The 15,575-nt window shown below is 57.2% G+C and carries 16 protein-coding genes and 1 tRNA gene; 9 read left to right on the forward strand and 8 right to left on the reverse strand.

Going from position 1 to position 15,575, the window contains the following annotated elements; translation table 11 throughout:
• Positions 1-216: 216 nt before the first annotated feature.
• Positions 217-429 (reverse strand): helix-turn-helix domain-containing protein, encoded by a 213-nt coding sequence (locus JNX03_RS00785; RefSeq protein ID WP_035920163.1) that lies wholly within the window; start codon positions 427-429, stop codon positions 217-219.
• A 158-nt stretch (positions 430-587) separates the two neighbouring features.
• Between JNX03_RS00785 and JNX03_RS00790 the strand changes: the two genes are divergently transcribed.
• Positions 588-1,229: a hypothetical protein gene (locus tag JNX03_RS00790; protein WP_203210598.1), complete on the forward strand. Its 642-nt coding sequence runs from the start codon at positions 588-590 to the stop codon at positions 1,227-1,229.
• Here JNX03_RS00790 and JNX03_RS00795 read toward each other — a convergent pair.
• A complete protein-coding gene (locus JNX03_RS00795; protein ID WP_203210599.1) occupies positions 1,226-3,934 on the reverse strand; it encodes a UvrD-helicase domain-containing protein in 2,709 nt (902 codons plus the stop codon). The genes JNX03_RS00790 and JNX03_RS00795 overlap by 4 nt on opposite strands.
• Positions 3,935-3,955: 21 nt before the next feature.
• Positions 3,956-4,294, reverse strand: a complete 339-nt coding sequence (locus tag JNX03_RS00800; RefSeq protein ID WP_203210600.1) for an Arc family DNA-binding protein — start codon at positions 4,292-4,294, stop codon at positions 3,956-3,958.
• A gap of 102 nt (positions 4,295-4,396) precedes the next feature.
• Here JNX03_RS00800 and JNX03_RS20700 point away from each other — a divergent pair, with 102 nt between their 5' ends.
• The 3 genes from JNX03_RS20700 to JNX03_RS00815 are packed head-to-tail and all read left to right on the forward strand — an operon-like array spanning position 4,397 to position 5,816.
• Positions 4,397-4,573: an Arc family DNA-binding protein gene (locus tag JNX03_RS20700; RefSeq protein ID WP_419584927.1), complete on the forward strand. Its 177-nt coding sequence runs from the start codon at positions 4,397-4,399 to the stop codon at positions 4,571-4,573.
• A gap of 23 nt (positions 4,574-4,596) precedes the next feature.
• Complete coding sequence (locus JNX03_RS00810) at positions 4,597-4,788, forward strand: hypothetical protein (RefSeq protein ID WP_203210602.1); 192 nt, start codon at positions 4,597-4,599, stop codon at positions 4,786-4,788.
• On the forward strand, positions 4,785-5,816 hold the full coding sequence (locus tag JNX03_RS00815) for a site-specific integrase (RefSeq protein WP_203210603.1): 1,032 nt from the start codon (positions 4,785-4,787) through the stop codon (positions 5,814-5,816). Before JNX03_RS00810 ends, JNX03_RS00815 begins: the two co-directional genes overlap by 4 nt.
• A gap of 68 nt (positions 5,817-5,884) precedes the next feature.
• Here the strand turns inward: JNX03_RS00815 and JNX03_RS00820 are convergent.
• Positions 5,885-5,958: transfer RNA gene (locus tag JNX03_RS00820), tRNA-Cys, on the reverse strand.
• 141 nt (positions 5,959-6,099) lie between these two features.
• Here JNX03_RS00820 and JNX03_RS00825 point away from each other — a divergent pair.
• The 3 genes from JNX03_RS00825 (at position 6,100) to JNX03_RS00835 (ending at position 9,391) form a co-directional block, all read left to right on the forward strand.
• Positions 6,100-6,753: a protein-L-isoaspartate O-methyltransferase family protein gene (locus JNX03_RS00825; RefSeq protein ID WP_203210604.1), complete on the forward strand. Its 654-nt coding sequence runs from the start codon at positions 6,100-6,102 to the stop codon at positions 6,751-6,753.
• A 54-nt stretch (positions 6,754-6,807) separates the two neighbouring features.
• On the forward strand, positions 6,808-8,232 hold the full coding sequence (locus tag JNX03_RS00830) for a TolC family outer membrane protein (RefSeq protein ID WP_203210605.1): 1,425 nt from the start codon (positions 6,808-6,810) through the stop codon (positions 8,230-8,232).
• A 73-nt stretch (positions 8,233-8,305) separates the two neighbouring features.
• Entirely contained in the window at positions 8,306-9,391 is a 1,086-nt protein-coding gene (locus tag JNX03_RS00835) for a hypothetical protein (RefSeq protein WP_203210606.1), read from the forward strand.
• Between the two features lie 6 nt (positions 9,392-9,397).
• On the opposite strand, the gene JNX03_RS00840 is transcribed toward JNX03_RS00835, so the two are convergent.
• On the reverse strand, positions 9,398-10,861 hold the full coding sequence (locus JNX03_RS00840; protein ID WP_203210607.1) for a cobyric acid synthase: 1,464 nt from the start codon (positions 10,859-10,861) through the stop codon (positions 9,398-9,400).
• A 168-nt stretch (positions 10,862-11,029) separates the two neighbouring features.
• Entirely contained in the window at positions 11,030-11,350 is a 321-nt protein-coding gene (locus JNX03_RS00850) for a DUF6280 family protein (RefSeq protein WP_011567985.1), read from the reverse strand.
• Positions 11,351-11,569: 219 nt separating this feature from the next.
• Between JNX03_RS00850 and efp the strand changes: the two genes are divergently transcribed.
• A complete protein-coding gene (gene efp, locus JNX03_RS00855) occupies positions 11,570-12,133 on the forward strand; it encodes an elongation factor P (protein ID WP_025046677.1) in 564 nt (187 codons plus the stop codon).
• Between the two features lie 74 nt (positions 12,134-12,207).
• Here the strand turns inward: efp and JNX03_RS00860 are convergent, their stop codons facing one another.
• Positions 12,208-12,957 carry a YgfZ/GcvT domain-containing protein gene (locus JNX03_RS00860; protein ID WP_203210609.1) on the reverse strand — a complete coding sequence of 250 codons (750 nt, stop codon included), beginning with the start codon at positions 12,955-12,957 and terminating at the stop codon, positions 12,208-12,210.
• Between the two features lie 64 nt (positions 12,958-13,021).
• On the opposite strand from JNX03_RS00860, the gene JNX03_RS00865 reads away from it, so the two are divergent.
• Positions 13,022-13,699 (forward strand): TIGR04283 family arsenosugar biosynthesis glycosyltransferase, encoded by a 678-nt coding sequence (locus JNX03_RS00865; protein WP_203210610.1) that lies wholly within the window; start codon positions 13,022-13,024, stop codon positions 13,697-13,699.
• A 4-nt stretch (positions 13,700-13,703) separates the two neighbouring features.
• On the opposite strand, the gene JNX03_RS00870 is transcribed toward JNX03_RS00865, so the two are convergent.
• The gene (locus tag JNX03_RS00870; protein WP_203210611.1) at positions 13,704-15,566 is read right to left on the reverse strand and encodes an ABC transporter ATP-binding protein; all 1,863 of its coding nucleotides are present in this window, start codon (positions 15,564-15,566) and stop codon (positions 13,704-13,706) included.
• Positions 15,567-15,575: the final 9 nt, after the last annotated feature.

The raw sequence follows: 15,575 nt of genomic DNA on the forward strand, positions 1-15,575 counted from the left end.
CACGTTGTGGCCGTTAAGAGCACTTTGAGCCAACGTTCCCGCCGTTCAGTTTATTTGAGTAGTTGAGTTCTTCGGCAGGGCTAACTTCGTGAAGCGCGGCCTGCGTCTCGCCGTTATCCCACTGATACAGTAGACCAATTTCTTTGCCAGTCCTGATACACTTAATACGGCCGATGGCTTCAGCCGTCGTGCGAACACTCTCAAGTTTGGGCAAAACTAGCCCCTCTCGTTAAACAATTCCTTGGGGGCAACATCGAGGGCAAGCGCAATCTGCTCCAGAATATCGATTGATGCTGAATTCTTGGCGAGTTCGATCTCGCTGATGTAGCTGCGGTCCACGTCCGCAGCCAAAGCTAGTTGTTCTTGGCTCATACCTTTGGAATTTCTTAGATTCCGGATGTTTAGCCCTACTTGTTCCCTCAATTTCATGGCCTGTATTCGGCCAGATCACAAGAAGTGCTCTACGGAATATATTCCACAAAACGCGCGCGAACATCATAAACCCCATGCTCGCATATGGTGTGAAGGTTGAGGTTGGAGCTATTGTGTCAATAATGCAGTAATGTAATCAAAAGGTACTAATTGATATGCAGTGCAAACTTATCAGGAATTGGACTGCCGGAGTGGCTTTGGCTTTGCTTTCAACCGTGGCCCCGCAGGCGGCTAAGGCCTATCAGGTTGACTGCGCCATTTTGCTTTGCCTGGCAGGTGGGTGGCCTGCTTCAGCAGAATGTGCCCATGCCCGTGCCGTGTTTATCCGCCGGATCACGCCCTGGCCGATTGAGCCGCCTTTGCAGATCTGGCGCTGCCCTATGGGCGTTTCTGAGCGCGCGCCTTTGCAAAGCACGGCCCCTAAGATCTGGGAGGCCAGCAACCACAATGGTCAGACACTCGCCCAAGTTATTCAGGCTCAGGTGGCTGAAGGCAGTGCCGATATCGACATCAGCGGTCTGGAGTTTGATTTTGTCCGCTCGATCCGCGTCTGGGATGTGCGGTACTACAGCCATCGCGAGCGCGGTCGCGACGATGATTGCTCTGAGAGCTACAACATGCGTCTCGGGACCTACGGCACGCAGGGCGAATTCGGCTGGCAACGCACGACACCAGCCGCCGCCCCGCAATGGGTTCTGCCGTCACGGCGCTGTTCGTCGTCAAATTGGCGACGAGGCGTCGGTGTGGAATGGGAAGATCACGAAGGCAACCACGGATATGAGTGGGTGGCCTACTAATGCCTGGTGCCCCTTTTTCCGTTCCCGTTTTGTCGTTTGGTGATTTGTGCTGTTGTTCGACAACGAGGGAAGGAAGAGCATCCAAGGAAAGGTTCGTCGTTTTGCCCCAGTCGGAGAACCATGGTGCCTTGATTGCATGTTGGACATTTCGCCCCTTCAGCTATGGGGTCTTTTAGTCGAATGGATTTCGCCGCAGAAGCGCTGCCTCCACCAACCGAAAGTAGTCGCTTGGTATAATCACATTCTGGATGCGCGCTGCACGCTTCAAACGGTCCAAATCTTCCGTTCTTTTGGCTGAGTGTGCCAGCCCCGCATTTTGGGCAGACCTTCAACGTAGCCTTTTCGCCTTTGATCTCGGTGTGCCCGTCTTTGGCGAGCTCAACGACAAACCGCGAAGGCTTGTCCTGCAATGTATAGATACGCGTTTGCCGGCGGGAGCGTGTCAGGGCAACATAGAAAAGGCGGCGCTCCTCAGCCAGTGGGAAGTCATCGGGCTCTGGCATCGCGAGCTGCAATGCGGGATCGTCAACTATTTGGCTTGGAAACCCCATCAAGCCTTCGGTGACATTGAGAAGCATCACATAGTCAGCCTCGAGGCCTTTTGCGGCATGGGCAGTAGAATAACTGAGCTCAAGTTGATCGCCATAGGCGCGCTTCCAACTGTTGAAGCTGGCGGGCTTATCCTTGTGATAACGGCCCAAGAGCATGATGGTGATTTTGTTGCCGTCGGGAACGTCAAGCTGGCCATTTTTGGCGGCACCATGCAGCTGCCTAAGATCTTTCTCGATGCGCTCAAGAGCGCCACTCATCGTCTCAGCTGCAAATGTATGAAGCCCGGCTCTTTCATAAGTGTTGGTGGTTTCAACGGACTTTTTTATTTGGATCGGATTCTTCTGGATGAAGTCGCTGGATGCTTCGCACAAAACCTGAGGGCATCGGAACGTTTTGCTTAGTGTGAGCTGTGTGGCGTTCGGGAATGTTCGGGCGAAACCGGTCATAACGGAAATATCGGCACCAGCGAAACGATTGATCCCTTGCCAGTCGTCGCCAACAACGCACAAGCTTGCGGAAGTCCCTGCGCTTTCTATGAGGGCTTTGAGTAAACGCAACTTAGCCTGAGAAACATCCTGAAACTCGTCCGCAAGAACCATGTTGAAGGGGCTTTGATATGTCCCTTCTTTCAGGTGCTTGATTGCATCGAGCAACATGTCATCGAAATCGATGCAGTTTTCGTCAGCAAGACGCTGCTGCCATTCCTCGGCGACTCTTTCGTATAGTTTAACGAAGCGCGTTAGCCGGTCGCGGTGGCCACGCTCATGACCAGCAATCTTCTGGTGCAAGTCCCTCGGGCTCAGTCCATTGCTTTTGACATGCTGCTGGAACGCACGGATCGTCGAAGCTAGTTGCTTGGTTGGAATTGGCTCTTGGCCGGTGGATTTGCGGTTTTCGTCGAACTCCAGAACTTCGCCGTGTTTCTCCAGTTCGGATTTCAGCCGATCTAGGTCATTACCGTTTCGCAAGCCATGCGAGGTGGTTTCGAATAGCTGGGTTCCTTTTTCGTCGTGTAGCTCCCTTTTCCAGAGGACACCCGAAACATAATCGCCGGAAAAATGGGCCGGTGCCTTGCCATCCGCGTCTAGCGCAAAATGCTCGTGGTAAAGGTGCAAGCGGGGGTAATAAAAGTCAGGATGGTATTGGGAGTGCTCTGCTGTGGCAGTGTCGTGTTCGTATGCTCGTTCGTACTCATATGGCACGCCGTGGTAGAAGAGAAAATCGCAGATCATGCGCTCTTCTTGGCTCTTAACCAGTTTCCCGTCTGCCGTTGGAATGCTGCCTTTACCTATGACGTCGGTTTGCGGTTGTTTGAGGTTGTCCCACTCATCAATGCCGCGACCGTAGACTGTTCTGAACAAATCCCAGTCAAGCCGGAAGCAGGGATCGCGTTGGCGAAGATCTTCTACAATTTCTGAGATGGCTTGAACGTCTTTGCCTGGTTCAACCCAGTCAGCCAACCTTGGCTTTCGCCCGGTGCTCTTTCCGATTACCTCCAGGCCGAAAGCATTGAATGTCTTTACATTAATGCGTTTAACATTGGGAAAATCACCAAGGCGTTCTTTGATACGAACTTCCAGTTCGTCCTTTACAGATCGGTTGAACGCAAGAATCAAAATCTCCTCAGGTGGGACTAGGCCTTCTTTTAGCGCGTACCCAACACGCGCAACGATCGTTGATGTTTTCCCGGATCCTGCCGCAGCAACGATTTGGAGCGCATTGTCCATGCAGATGCAGCAATCCATTTGCTCATCGGTAAGAGGGTTCCGCTCAACTGACGAAAAAAAATTGCTCAATCGGTCTTTCTGTTTTTTGATTAAGGCGGCGTTGGCCGCATTGAACTCTTTCAAAAGCGCCTTCTGAAAACGTGGATGCTGCGAAGTGGGTTCAGCTTCTTCGCTCCCGTTCTTAAATGGTGGAAAGCGTCGGATAATGCTCTCGGCCGCACCTTTAGGTACCCACTTATCTGGGTCAACTTCGCCTTCCCACTTTGCTCGCCAAGCGGAGTATTCAGAGTCTTTGGTTATTGAAAGCGTTGGCTCAATTAGCTTTAAGCTAGCGCGCGCCAATTTGGGGCCGGGGTCTTTCGATTGCCCTTTGCCACCAAATAGCAAGCCGCCGAGTACGGCCGTTCCAATAATCCACTCAATCAATTCGAGCTCTTTCCTGCGTGCTTAGCCGCGCTCGTTCTTCGCATCGCCGCGTTCAATAGCAACCATCCGCGTTACTATCTCGTTGGCAATTGTTTCGTAGAGCGCCGCTTGGCGCTCCCTCGCTGAACCCGGTTTGGGCGTTCTGCGTCGTATTCTTTTGGCAAGCCAATAAAGAAGCCTTGCAGCAGGATCGGTGACGTTTTCCGGTACAGGAGCCGGATAGTTTTCTTCGAGGAGGGCAACGACCTCAGCATTCATGCTGCGATGGTTAGCCTCAGCCGCGAGGCGTATTCGATCGCGCAGGCCGCCTGGCAGACGCACGATGAATTTATCCTGATTTTGAGAGCTTTGTTCTGGCATAGTGGCACTGTGCCATAAAAAGCAATTGACGCAATAGTGGCTAAGTGCCACTAACAGGTTGTGGTTTCAACCTGGAGGCGTTTCATGAAAAGTCGAAAACCAATGCAGCTTCGGCTTCCACAAGAGCTCAAAGAGTGGATCAAGGCGGAGTCAGATCGCAATGGAAACTCCCAAAATTCAGAAGTGATCCGCGCCATTCGCGCGGCGAAAGACAGGCGGTCCACACTCGGATCAGTTGGAAATATCAATATGGATCAGGGTGATAGTGTGCGTTTTTAACGATTAAGAGAGGTGTCGATCAGATGACCAAAGCAAGTGTACAGACAAAGGCGAGGCAGGCAGCCTCCGCCTTCATCCGCGAGGCGCGGGAGGCAGGTTGGCAGCGGGCAAAATTTGAGATCAAGCCTGATGGCAGTGTCATCGTCGATGCCAACATGGTCGCGCCAGAGGCGGCAGACGACTTTCTCAACGGTGACCTGAGAATGGGCGAATGACTCGCAAGAGCTTGCCCAAATACGTCTACAATGACCGGGGATATCTCCGGTTCATCCGGCGTTCGCGCGGTATCTCGGTCATGATGCACGAGGAAGCGGGCACGCCGGAATTTTGGGATCATTACAATCGCCTGCTGAAAGGAAAACCAGCGCCTGCGCCGGTGAAACGCAATTTTGAGGCGTTGATCCTTAGCTACTACGAGAGCGACGCCTACAAGAAGCTGAAGCCCCGGACGAGATCCGACTATCGGCGATACATCAGCCACATTCGTGAGATCTGGGCCGACAAAGACCCGGCCAGGATCGAAACCCATCACATTTATGAATTGCACCGGGCCAATGCGGATCATTGGCGGCAAGCCAACTATCTTGTCCAAGTCATGGTCGTCCTGATGAATCACGCCCGATTGATTGGCTTCATCAAGAAAGAGCACGGCAATCCGGCAAAGGGCATCCCGCTTTTCAAGCAGCAGAGCGACGGCTGGGAGCCGTGGCCAGATGATGTTCGGGCCGAGTTCGAAGCGCTGGCTTCAAAGAGGGCGCGGCTGGTTTACGAGCTTTGCGTTGGAACAGGCCAGCGTATTGGTGATGTCGTGAAGATGAAATGGGAGCACTTCTCCGATGAAGGATTCGATTTCACGCAGGGCAAAACCGACAAGCCACTTTGGATCCCGCTCACCGACCGCCTGAAAGCCCATCTCGACGGGCTTGCACGAACGGACGGCACTGTTGTGACCGACGCCAAGGGTCGACCAGTGAGCTACCGGATCGTTGCTGAGGAAATGCGCACCAACAAAAAGAAGATGAAGCACGAGAGGGCGAGCTACTACAAAACGCACGGGCTCAGGAAAAATGCGACGATCGAGCTGTATCTGGCTGGATGTGATGACGAGATGGTCAAGGCGGTCACCGGCCATTCAGGCGTCGAGATGCTGAAAAAGTACGGTGGGCCGATCCGGCAAAGAGAGCTCGCTAAGCGCGCTCAAGAGGCAAGAAATCAAATGGAACGAAGCAAGACCGAAACGTGAAAGTTTCAACGGTTGTTTCAAAAATGGCAGTGAAGGAGAGGAAGGATGACGCAAGTCATTGATTTTATTGGAGGCGAGTACCGGAATCGAACCGGTGTACACGGATTTGCAATCCGCTGCGTAACCACTCCGCCAACTCGCCGCCTGTGGTCGTGGCACTGCTAACGGATCATTTAAGCGGCTGCAAGATGCGACTTGCGGGAAAGTGCATGCTAGCCGTTGCTGACAGCCCCGCGATGTGGCACATCTGTTTGAGAAGAATCTGAACGTATGAGTTTAGCTGATGAGTGATTTCACTGCCCGCCGCACAATGATGGTCGATACACAGGTCCGTCCATCCGATGTGACCAAATTTCCAATCATTGACGCCATGTTGACGGTACCGCGCGAGGACTTTGTGCCAGCGGCCCGGCGCGAGGCGGCTTACCTGGGCGAGAACCTGGATTTGGGGCAGGGGCGGGTTCTGTTGGAGCCGCGCACTTTGGCGAAAATGCTGGATGCCCTGGCGATCGGGAACAGGGAAATGGTGCTCGATCTGGGGTGCGGCATGGGATACTCGGCCGCCGTTATCGCCCACATGGCCGAGGCCGTTGTCGCCGTCGAGGAAGATGAATCCATGGCTGCCGAGGCGCAGGAAGCCCTGACCGCGGCAGGTGCGGACAATGTGATTATGCATGTCGGCCCGATTGCCGAAGGTGTGGCGCAGCATGGACCATATGATGTGATTGTGGTCGAAGGCGGCGTCGCCACACTGCCAGATGCGATTTTGGACCAACTCAAGGATGGTGGCCGCATTGCCTGTCTGTTTATGGAGGGGCAATTGGGCGAGGTTCGGATTGGCTACAAGCGCGGCGATCAGGTGAGCTGGCGCATGGCGTTCAACGCGGCAGCCCCTGTGTTGCCGGGGTTTGAAAAGACGGCTGAATTCCAGCTTTGAATTTCGGGCACCTGTCAGGTGCCGATTGTATTGAAATAGTAAGAGGCGTTCGAAATGCGGTCTGCAAAAACATCGTTCAAATCGCGATTGCTGGGCGGGGTTCTGGCGGTTGCTGCCGGATTTGCAGTGCCGCAGGCGGTCACGGCAGAAACGCTCGCGGATGCGCTTGTCGGAGCCTACAAACACTCCGGCTTGCTGGAGCAGAACCGTGCCCTGCTGCGGGCCGCTGACGAGGATGTCGCCATCGCTGGATCGGCGCTCAAGCCGGTTGTCCGTTGGACTGCCGCCGCCACGCAGAGCTTTGGCCAGGTGCGCACTGCCGCCACGGGCGGCGCTGTTGCGAATGACGATTTGACCGCGTCGCTGAACCTGATTGCAGAATTGCTGATCTACGACGGTGGTGCACGGAAATTCCGCGTTGAGGCCACCAAGGAAACGGTTCTGGCGACCCGCGATGCGCTGGTGAATGTAGAGCAGCAGGTACTTTTACGGGCCATCGCCGCCTATATGGGCGTGCTGGAAGCCTCTGAATTTGTAGCTCTTCGCACCAATAACGTCCGACTGCTGACACAGGAATTGCGCGCCGCCCGCGACCGGTTTGAAGTGGGCGAAGTGACCCGCACCGATGTTGCCCTTGCCGAAGCACAGCTTGCTCAGGCCCGCAGCGGTCTGGCGGGTGCGCAGGGCGACCGGCTTCGCGCGATCGAAGAATATCGCAATGCCGTCGGCCGCAAGCCCGGCCAGTTGCGGGCCGCGCCGCCATTGCCGTCCATCAGCGAAAGCGTTGATGCAGCCAAAGCCTTGGCCGTGCGTGTGCATCCCCTGCTTTTGTCCGCACAGCATCAGGTGGCTGCCGCTGATTTGCTGACCCGCGCTGCCGAAGCGGATATGTCGCCGCAGGTGAGCCTGAACGGGCGGCTCGGCTTGAGCGAAAACCTAAGTTCCAGCGACTTTAACCACAGTGTGTCTATCGGGATCGAGCTGGGACAGACGATCTATCAAGGTGGCCGTCTGTCCGCGGGCGTACGGCAGAACAAAGCCCGCAGCGATGCGCAGCGGGCGAACCTGCATACTGTTCGTCATGATGTGCAACAATCGGTTGGCAACGCCTATGCCAACCTCGCATCGGCCCGCGCACAATTGTCCGCCTCCGAACGCCAGATTCGCGCCGCGCGCATCGCCTTCCGTGGCATCCGCGAAGAGGCCGCCTTGGGCGCACGGACCACGCTGGATGTTCTGGACGCCGAACAATCCTTGCTGGACGCGCAGTCCCTGCAGGTCTCGGCCCGCGCCAACCTTTATGTGGCGGCCTATACATTGCTGTCCGCCACCGGTCGTTTGACGGTCAAGGATCTCAAACTGCCCGTGCAGACCTATGATCCTGCGGCCTATTATAATTTGGTCAAAGACAGCCCGGCCAAACGCTCCAAACAGGGCAAACAGTTGGATAAGGCGCTCAAAGGTATCCTTAAAAACTGACCAATTGTAACCAACCATTGTGAGAATCCGGTGTTCGCGTTAAACTGGCGAGCGAGGAAAGAGTGGTAATGATATGTCCGACCCCGTCACAAATGCCGAGGTAGAAGATGTTTTGTCTTCGATCCGGCGTCTGGTTTCAGAAGACAAACGCCCGATGCAGGCCTTCAAAGAGCCCGAGCCCAAAGAGGCAGAACCAAGCGACCGCTTGGTGCTGACGCCCGCCTTGCGGGTGGCGGATTCCCCGGCTGAGAAGGAAGCTGAACAGAGCGCCGAAGCGCCGCAGTCGGCAGATGAATTTGCGCGAAACCTCCAGCAGATAACTGCCGCAGCAGAGACCGCTCAGGCAGGGACCGAAAGCGCCGGGAAAAACCATGACAGCGCGTCAACGGATGCGGACCTGCACAAATTGTTCGAAGACGCGCCATCACACGAAGACAACACTGCGCCGGATCAGGATTACTCGGATGATCCTTACGGTTTTGCAGATGATGCAGATGATGCAGGCGCTGATGGTGTCGATGATGAACAATCCTGGCTGCGCCGCATGCCGGAAGACGACGAGGCTTCCGAGGGTGATGCTTCCGATGGTAATGACGCGCCCGTGGGCACCGCGTCCCTGACCGCAAAAATCGAGGCGCTGGAAACCGCAATTGGCAATATTTCCGACACCTGGGAACCTGACAGCCCGGGCGAGGATGAATATTCCGGCACCGATGCCCCCGGAATGGCGTGGGAAGACGAGGCGGGCGATCAACCTCAGACCGCCCAGCAGCCAGAGCCATCTCGGGACACTCAAAGTGATCTAACCGCTGTGATGGAAGATGCTTCGGACGATGAAGAAGACGCATCACCTGGTATTTTTGCCTCAACACGCCATCACGCGGCGGATGCGCCCGATCGGGCCGAAGCTTCTATGCGTAGTCCAGACGTTCTGGTGACCCCGCCGCCGGTGGAGCAGACCGCCACTGCGGCGGTTGAGGACGATTTTGAATACGGAGCAGACGATCAGGTGATCGACGAAGAGGCACTGCGCGATCTGGTGTCTGAGATTGTCCGTTCAGAATTGCAGGGCGCTTTGGGTGAGCGGATCACCCGCAATGTCCGCAAATTGGTGCGCCGTGAAATTCACCGTGCCTTGACCGCACAGGAAATGGAATAGCGCAGCTTAACGCGCTATTTCGCCAGCCACCGATAGCATCAGATCGACGTCCATGTAACGTTCGACGTGATCGGCCAGCGCATCAAGTGCGGCTTCGACGCCGGCTTCGAACACCACAGATGACGTGCCGCCCAGCTCCTCCAAGAAAGCGGCCCGGAAGGCATCCGAGCTGAAGATCCCATGCATATAGCAGCCCCGCACGCGTCCATCGACACTGGCAGCGCCCTCGGGGCGGCCAGCGAAATCAAGCCACGCACGGCCCGTGTCCGGCCCAGATGTTTCGCCGATGTGGATCTCGTAGCCGTCAAGGGAAGCGCCGCTTTGTGGATGGGTGCCGGACTTCAGCGACAAATGTTTGACCGGCGCCATCACCGTTTCGATGTCCAGATGCCCAAGGCCCGCAACCTCTGACGGTTCGCCCTCAATCCCGTGCGGATCGGCAATGCGCTGGCCCAACATCTGATAGCCGCCGCAGAGGCCAAGAACATGCCCGCCGCGCCGGATATGTGCGGCAAGATCAATATCCCAGCCCTCGGCGCGGAAGGCGGACAGATCGGCGATAGTTGCCTTGCTGCCCACCATCAACACCAGATCTGCATCGGCGGGCAGGGGGCTGCCCGGCATGATCATCCGAAGATCGACGCCTGGCTCTGCGGCCAGCGGATCAAGATCGTCAAAGTTTGAGATGCGCGGCAGACGCGGCACCGCGATCACGATCCCGTCGCCGTGTGATCTGGCCCGCGCGGGCAAGTCCATCACATCCTCGGCGGGCAGGCGGTGCGCCTGATCAAACCACGGGATCACACCCAGCGAGGGCCAGCCGGTGCGCCGGGCGATGTCGTCGCGCCCCGCATCAAACAAGCTGCGGTCACCACGAAACTTATTGACGGCAAAGCCCCGCACCAATGCGTTGTCCTCCGCGTCCAGCACGGCCTGCGTACCGACGATCTGCGCGATCACGCCGCCCCGGTCGATATCGCCCATCAAGATCACCGGGACATGCGCCGCGCGGGCAAAGCCCATGTTGGCAATGTCACCCGCCCTCAGATTGGTCTCGGCGGGGCTTCCGGCCCCTTCGACGATGATCAAATCGCACCCCTCGGCCAGACGATGAAAGGACTGCAACACCGCGGGCATCAGGGCGTTCTTGTTCTTGCCAAAGGCGGCGGCCTCTTGATGTCCGGCAATCTGCCCCTGCACGATCACCTGTGCCCCCGTAGCGGTCTGCGGCTTGAGCAGGATCGGGTTCATATCCGTGTGAGGCGCGACGCCCGCCGCACGGGCCTGCAAGGCCTGCGCCCGGCCAATCTCGCCGCCATCCTCGGTCACGGCGGCGTTGTTGGACATGTTCTGTGGCTTGAAGGGGCGCACAGCCATGCCGCGCCGGGTGCAGGCGCGGACCAGCCCTGCAACAATCATGGATTTGCCGACATTGCTGCCGGTGCCTTGGATCATGATGGCTTTGGTCATGGGGGGCCTTTGTCCGTTTGACCGCAAAATGGCGCAATTCGAACTGGGGCGAAAGAGCGTTGGCGACCAACAAACCGGAAAGAACGGCGCAAAGGCAAAAGGCGGCGCACAAAAACAAAAGACGCAGCCCGAAGGCTACGTCTTTTTGTCAGTCTTATGCGTGGATACCTAAGCCGCTTCGGCCTGCTGTGCGGCATTGCGACGCTCAGATTCTTCGCGCGACAGCGCAACAGAGGTCCGGACCCCCTTGCCAACAAAATCCATCAGACCTTCCACAACACGTTCGTTGGGGTCGATACCTGCACAGCTCAATACTTCACGGCCGTCGCGCGAACGCGCCCAGCGTGCAATCTGCTCGGGACCATTGCCATACTTCTTGTCGTCAGCAATAGCGTCGTCCAGCGCAGCCAGTACCACAGCTGCGAAAAGTTTACGGGCACGGTTGCCTTGTTCGTTATTGAAAGCGGTGCCATCAACGAAATCTTTCATCTCGTCGTCCTTTCCATTATTCTTGCTCTTGTCATTTCGGCGTGAAGCCCCTTATGACGGATATCGCGCGATTCGGATACCAATTTTTTGCATAACTCCTATGCATTTGACGCATGCCTGTCCGATTGAGCTACGAGATATCGTTGCCTTGCAGGGGGCGCACCTCCCAGATATAGAGCTGATCATCATTCTATCAACCTTTTGCCTTGGTTTGGACACATGCCTAAAATTAACGGAAATGAGATTCGCCCCGGTAACGTGCTGGAGCATAACGGCGGCCTTTGGGCGGCTGTGAAAGTCGATCACGTCAAGCCCGGCAAGGGCGGCGCGTTTGCCCAGGTCGAGATGCGCAACCTGCGCAACGGCTCAAAACTCAACGAACGTTTCCGGTCTGCGGACAAGGTTGAGAAAGTGCGCCTTGAGCAGAAAGATCAGCAATTTCTCTATGAAGACAGTGGGATGCTGGTTCTGATGGACACCAATACCTATGAGCAAGTGCAGCTTCCTGCCGAGCTTTTGGGTGATCGCCGCCCCTTCCTTCAGGACGGGATGATGGTGGTTGTGGAGTATCACGAGGACGAGGCGTTGAACGCGTCCCTCCCGCAAAAGGTCGTGTGCAAGATCGTCGAGACAGAGCCTGTCGTCAAAGGCCAGACCGCCGCCAATTCATTCAAACCGGCGACATTGGACAACGGCGTGCGCGTCAGCGTGCCGCCGTTCGTGGGTCAGGACGAAGATATCGTCGTGAATACCGAAACGATGGAATACGTTGAACGCGCCTGATTTCACGCTGCGATGACGTGGCGTCATAGCTCGGTCAAAATGGAAAGCCCCGGCATTACCGGGGCTTTTTCGTATCAATCTGCTGGGCTCTGGTCCCATTGGACCATCGCGTCCCCGGCCTGCATTGGTCCCTTGGCCCGATCAAAGCGCAGATAGGCGATGCCGCGTCCCTCCGACTGGGTAAAGAGTGTGCCGGCAGGCTTGTCTCCCGCCAGGATTTCACTGCCCACCGGCGCCGCACCTTCAACGGCCACTGTGGCCAAACCCTTGCGCAGCTCGGTCTTGTGCTTCATGCGCGCCGTGACCTCTTGGCCCACGTAGCACCCTTTGCGGAAATCCACGCCATTCAACCGCTCAAACCCAGCCTCAAGGATAAATGTGTCCGGCGTCAGCTCTACCCCGGTTTCCGGCACCAGATGCGCAACGCGCAGCGCCTCCCAATCAATGCCGCTCTCCGGCTGCGGCGCATCGCGGTAAGCCCGCCAGCCAAGGGCAGGGTGGCGCGGGTCTGCATAACCGTCCGCAGGCACATCGCCCACACCGCGATGTAGATGCAGATCGGTCTGTTCAATTGCGACCTTGGCTCGCAATTTATACATGCCCAACCGCTGCACCAGCATATCGCCAAGCGGCTCTGCCACGTCGAGCAGCACAGCATCGCCATCCCGTACCAAAAAGAAATCGGCCATGTATTTGCCCTGCGGCGTCAGCAATGCGGCGTAAACACCTCCGCCCTTTAACTTGGCAATGTCATTGGTGATCAGCCCCTGCAGAAAATCAGTCGTGTCATCGCCTGTCAGGCGCAGAATACGGCGCGTTGTCATAGGTGTGTCCTTTGGCATTTTGCCATGACATATAGTCTGCAACGCCCCATCAAAAGAGCCAATGATGCCCGCCCCCATTTCCGTGATCATCCCGACCCTGAACGCCGAAGCGGTTTTGCCCCGCTGTCTGGAAAGCCTGATGGAGGGCTTGGAGGCCGGGTTGATCCGTGAATTGGTGATCAGTGATGGCGGGTCCAGCGATGCGACAGGTGCCCTGGCACAGGCTTGGGGCGCAGAAGTGGTGCAGGGGGCCGCGACACGCGGCGGGCAGTTGCGCCGTGGCTGCGCAGCCGCCAAGGGCGATTGGTTGCTGGTGCTGCACGCCGACAGCCGCCTGTCATCCGGATGGGCCGACGCGGCCGCAAATGCGCTTGGCGCAGCGGATCAGGCCCATTGGTTTCAATTGCGGTTCGACCACGGCGGGTTGCCCGCACGGATCGTCGCCGGATGGGCCAATCTGCGCAGCCGCATGGGGTTGCCCTACGGGGATCAAGGGTTGCTGATCTCCAAGACGCTTTATGATGCGCACGGCGGCTATCAGGACATTCCATTGATGGAAGACGTGGCGCTGGCACGGGCCTTGAAAGGGCGGCTTGCTGGATTGGAGGTGCAGGTCACGACGAGTGCCGAAAAATATCGCCGTCAAGGATGGTTGCGCCGGGGCGGGCGCAATCTGTGGACCTTGCTGCGTTACTTTTCCGGGGCAGACCCCGAAACGCTCGCCGCTGCCTATCGCAGATAGCGGCCTACCCGCTGCCGAACAGGCGTTGCCCCAATCGTTGAATCAACCCCGGTTTGCTGGGCTTGGTGGCGCGGTCCTTGGCGCTGAGCGCGCGCAACCCTTTAACATCGCTGACGGTTTTGCCATCCTGAAATTGCAGGCGATAGAGATCGGCATAGATCCCGCCGCGCGACAACAGCTCATCATGGGTGCCTTCGTCCGTCACGCGGCCCCGGTCCATCACGACAATCTTGTCAGCGCTGCGGATCGTGGCAAGGCGGTGGGCGATTACAATGGTGGTGCGCCCCTTCGACAACCGGTCCAGCGCATCCTGCACAACCTGTTCTGATTGCGCATCCAACGCCGAGGTTGCCTCATCCAGCAACAGCACAGGTGTATCGCGCAGCAAGGCACGTGCGATCACAACCCGCTGACGTTGACCGCCCGACAGGGCCGATCCGCGTGGGCCGACCAAGGTCTCGAGGCCTTTTTCAAGCTTGGGCAGAAAATCCGCGACATGAGCAGCTTTCAAGACCTCCTGCAGCCGCGTTTCGGTGACATCGGTGCGGCCCAGCACGATATTCTCGCGCAGGGTTTCGTCAAACAGCAGCGCCTCTTGTGTCACCACGGAAAACAGCCCGCGCAGGTCGGTCATCTTCATCTGGTCCACCGCAACGCCGCCAATGCTGACACTGCCGTTTTGTGGATCGATGAGCCGGGTCAATACGTTGAAAATGGTCGATTTCCCTGCGCCGGAGGCGCCGACCAAAGCCGTGGTCTGCCCGGCCTTTGCGGTCAGGGTCAGACGATCGAGCACCTTGGCCTCACCGTAAGACAGGTCCACATCCTTCAGAACGATATCGGTGTTCGTGGTCGGCGCAGCGACAGGGCTGGCCGGATCTTTCAACCGCAGGGGCGCTTCGAGCAACTCGCGAATGCGTTCCAGTGCTGCTGCTGCAACCTGCCACAAGCCGCTGATCCCGCCCAGACGGCGCAGGGGACTAAAGGTGAACCCCATGGCGGTGAAAAAGGTCATGAACTGGCCAATGGTCTTGTCCCCCGAGATGATCTCGGAACCGCCATAAAGGATCACCGCCATAAACCCGACACCGGACATGATATCGATCATCCCCGGAATGGCCGAATTGCCAAAGGCGGCGCGGACTTCTGTGCCGATGAATTTGTCAGTCAAATCGCGGTATTGCCGCGCCTGATAGGACTCCAGCGCGTTCAGTTTGACCTGAACAATCCCGTGGAACACCTCATCCAGACGGGTTGCCAGATTGGCACCCAGATCCTTTGCTTCGCGGGACCGGCGGCGCACAAACCGCTGCGCTGCGGCGGCCGGCAGCACCATCACGGGAATGCCGACACAGGCCAGCAGGGCCCAGACCGGATCAATGGATATCGCAACACCCAGAAGCACCATCAACCCGATGAAATCACGCCCCGCGCCGGTGATCACCGCCCGCCAGACATCCCCGACAGAATTCACATCCGACTGCACCCGCTGGATCAGGAAACCGGGCGGATGCGATTGATGGAACGCGCCGTCCTGTTTCATCATCCGGTCCAGCAGATCAATGCGCATATCCGCCGCCGTGCGCTGCGCCACGCGGGTCAAAAGCACCTTTTGTGACACCCCGGCCACGGCCCGCAGAATGAAAATGCCGATCAAGACCAGCCCGACCCAAAGCAGGGCGTCCTTTTCTCCGGCGACAAAGACCTGATCGAACATCGGCTCCATCAGCCGCGCCAATGCGCCCAGCGTACTGCCTTCGATGATCATAAAGAACGTGGCCAGCGCCATAAGGCCAATATGCTTTTTCAGGTAGTTTTTCCAAAGCCAGCGCAGCAGATCACCGGACGTGTAGGTTTGGTCATTCATCCCCGGTTG

Origin of the sequence: Sulfitobacter mediterraneus, from assembly GCF_016801775.1 — a bacterium.
In the GTDB taxonomy this organism is placed as follows: Bacteria; Pseudomonadota; Alphaproteobacteria; order Rhodobacterales; family Rhodobacteraceae; genus Sulfitobacter; species Sulfitobacter mediterraneus_A.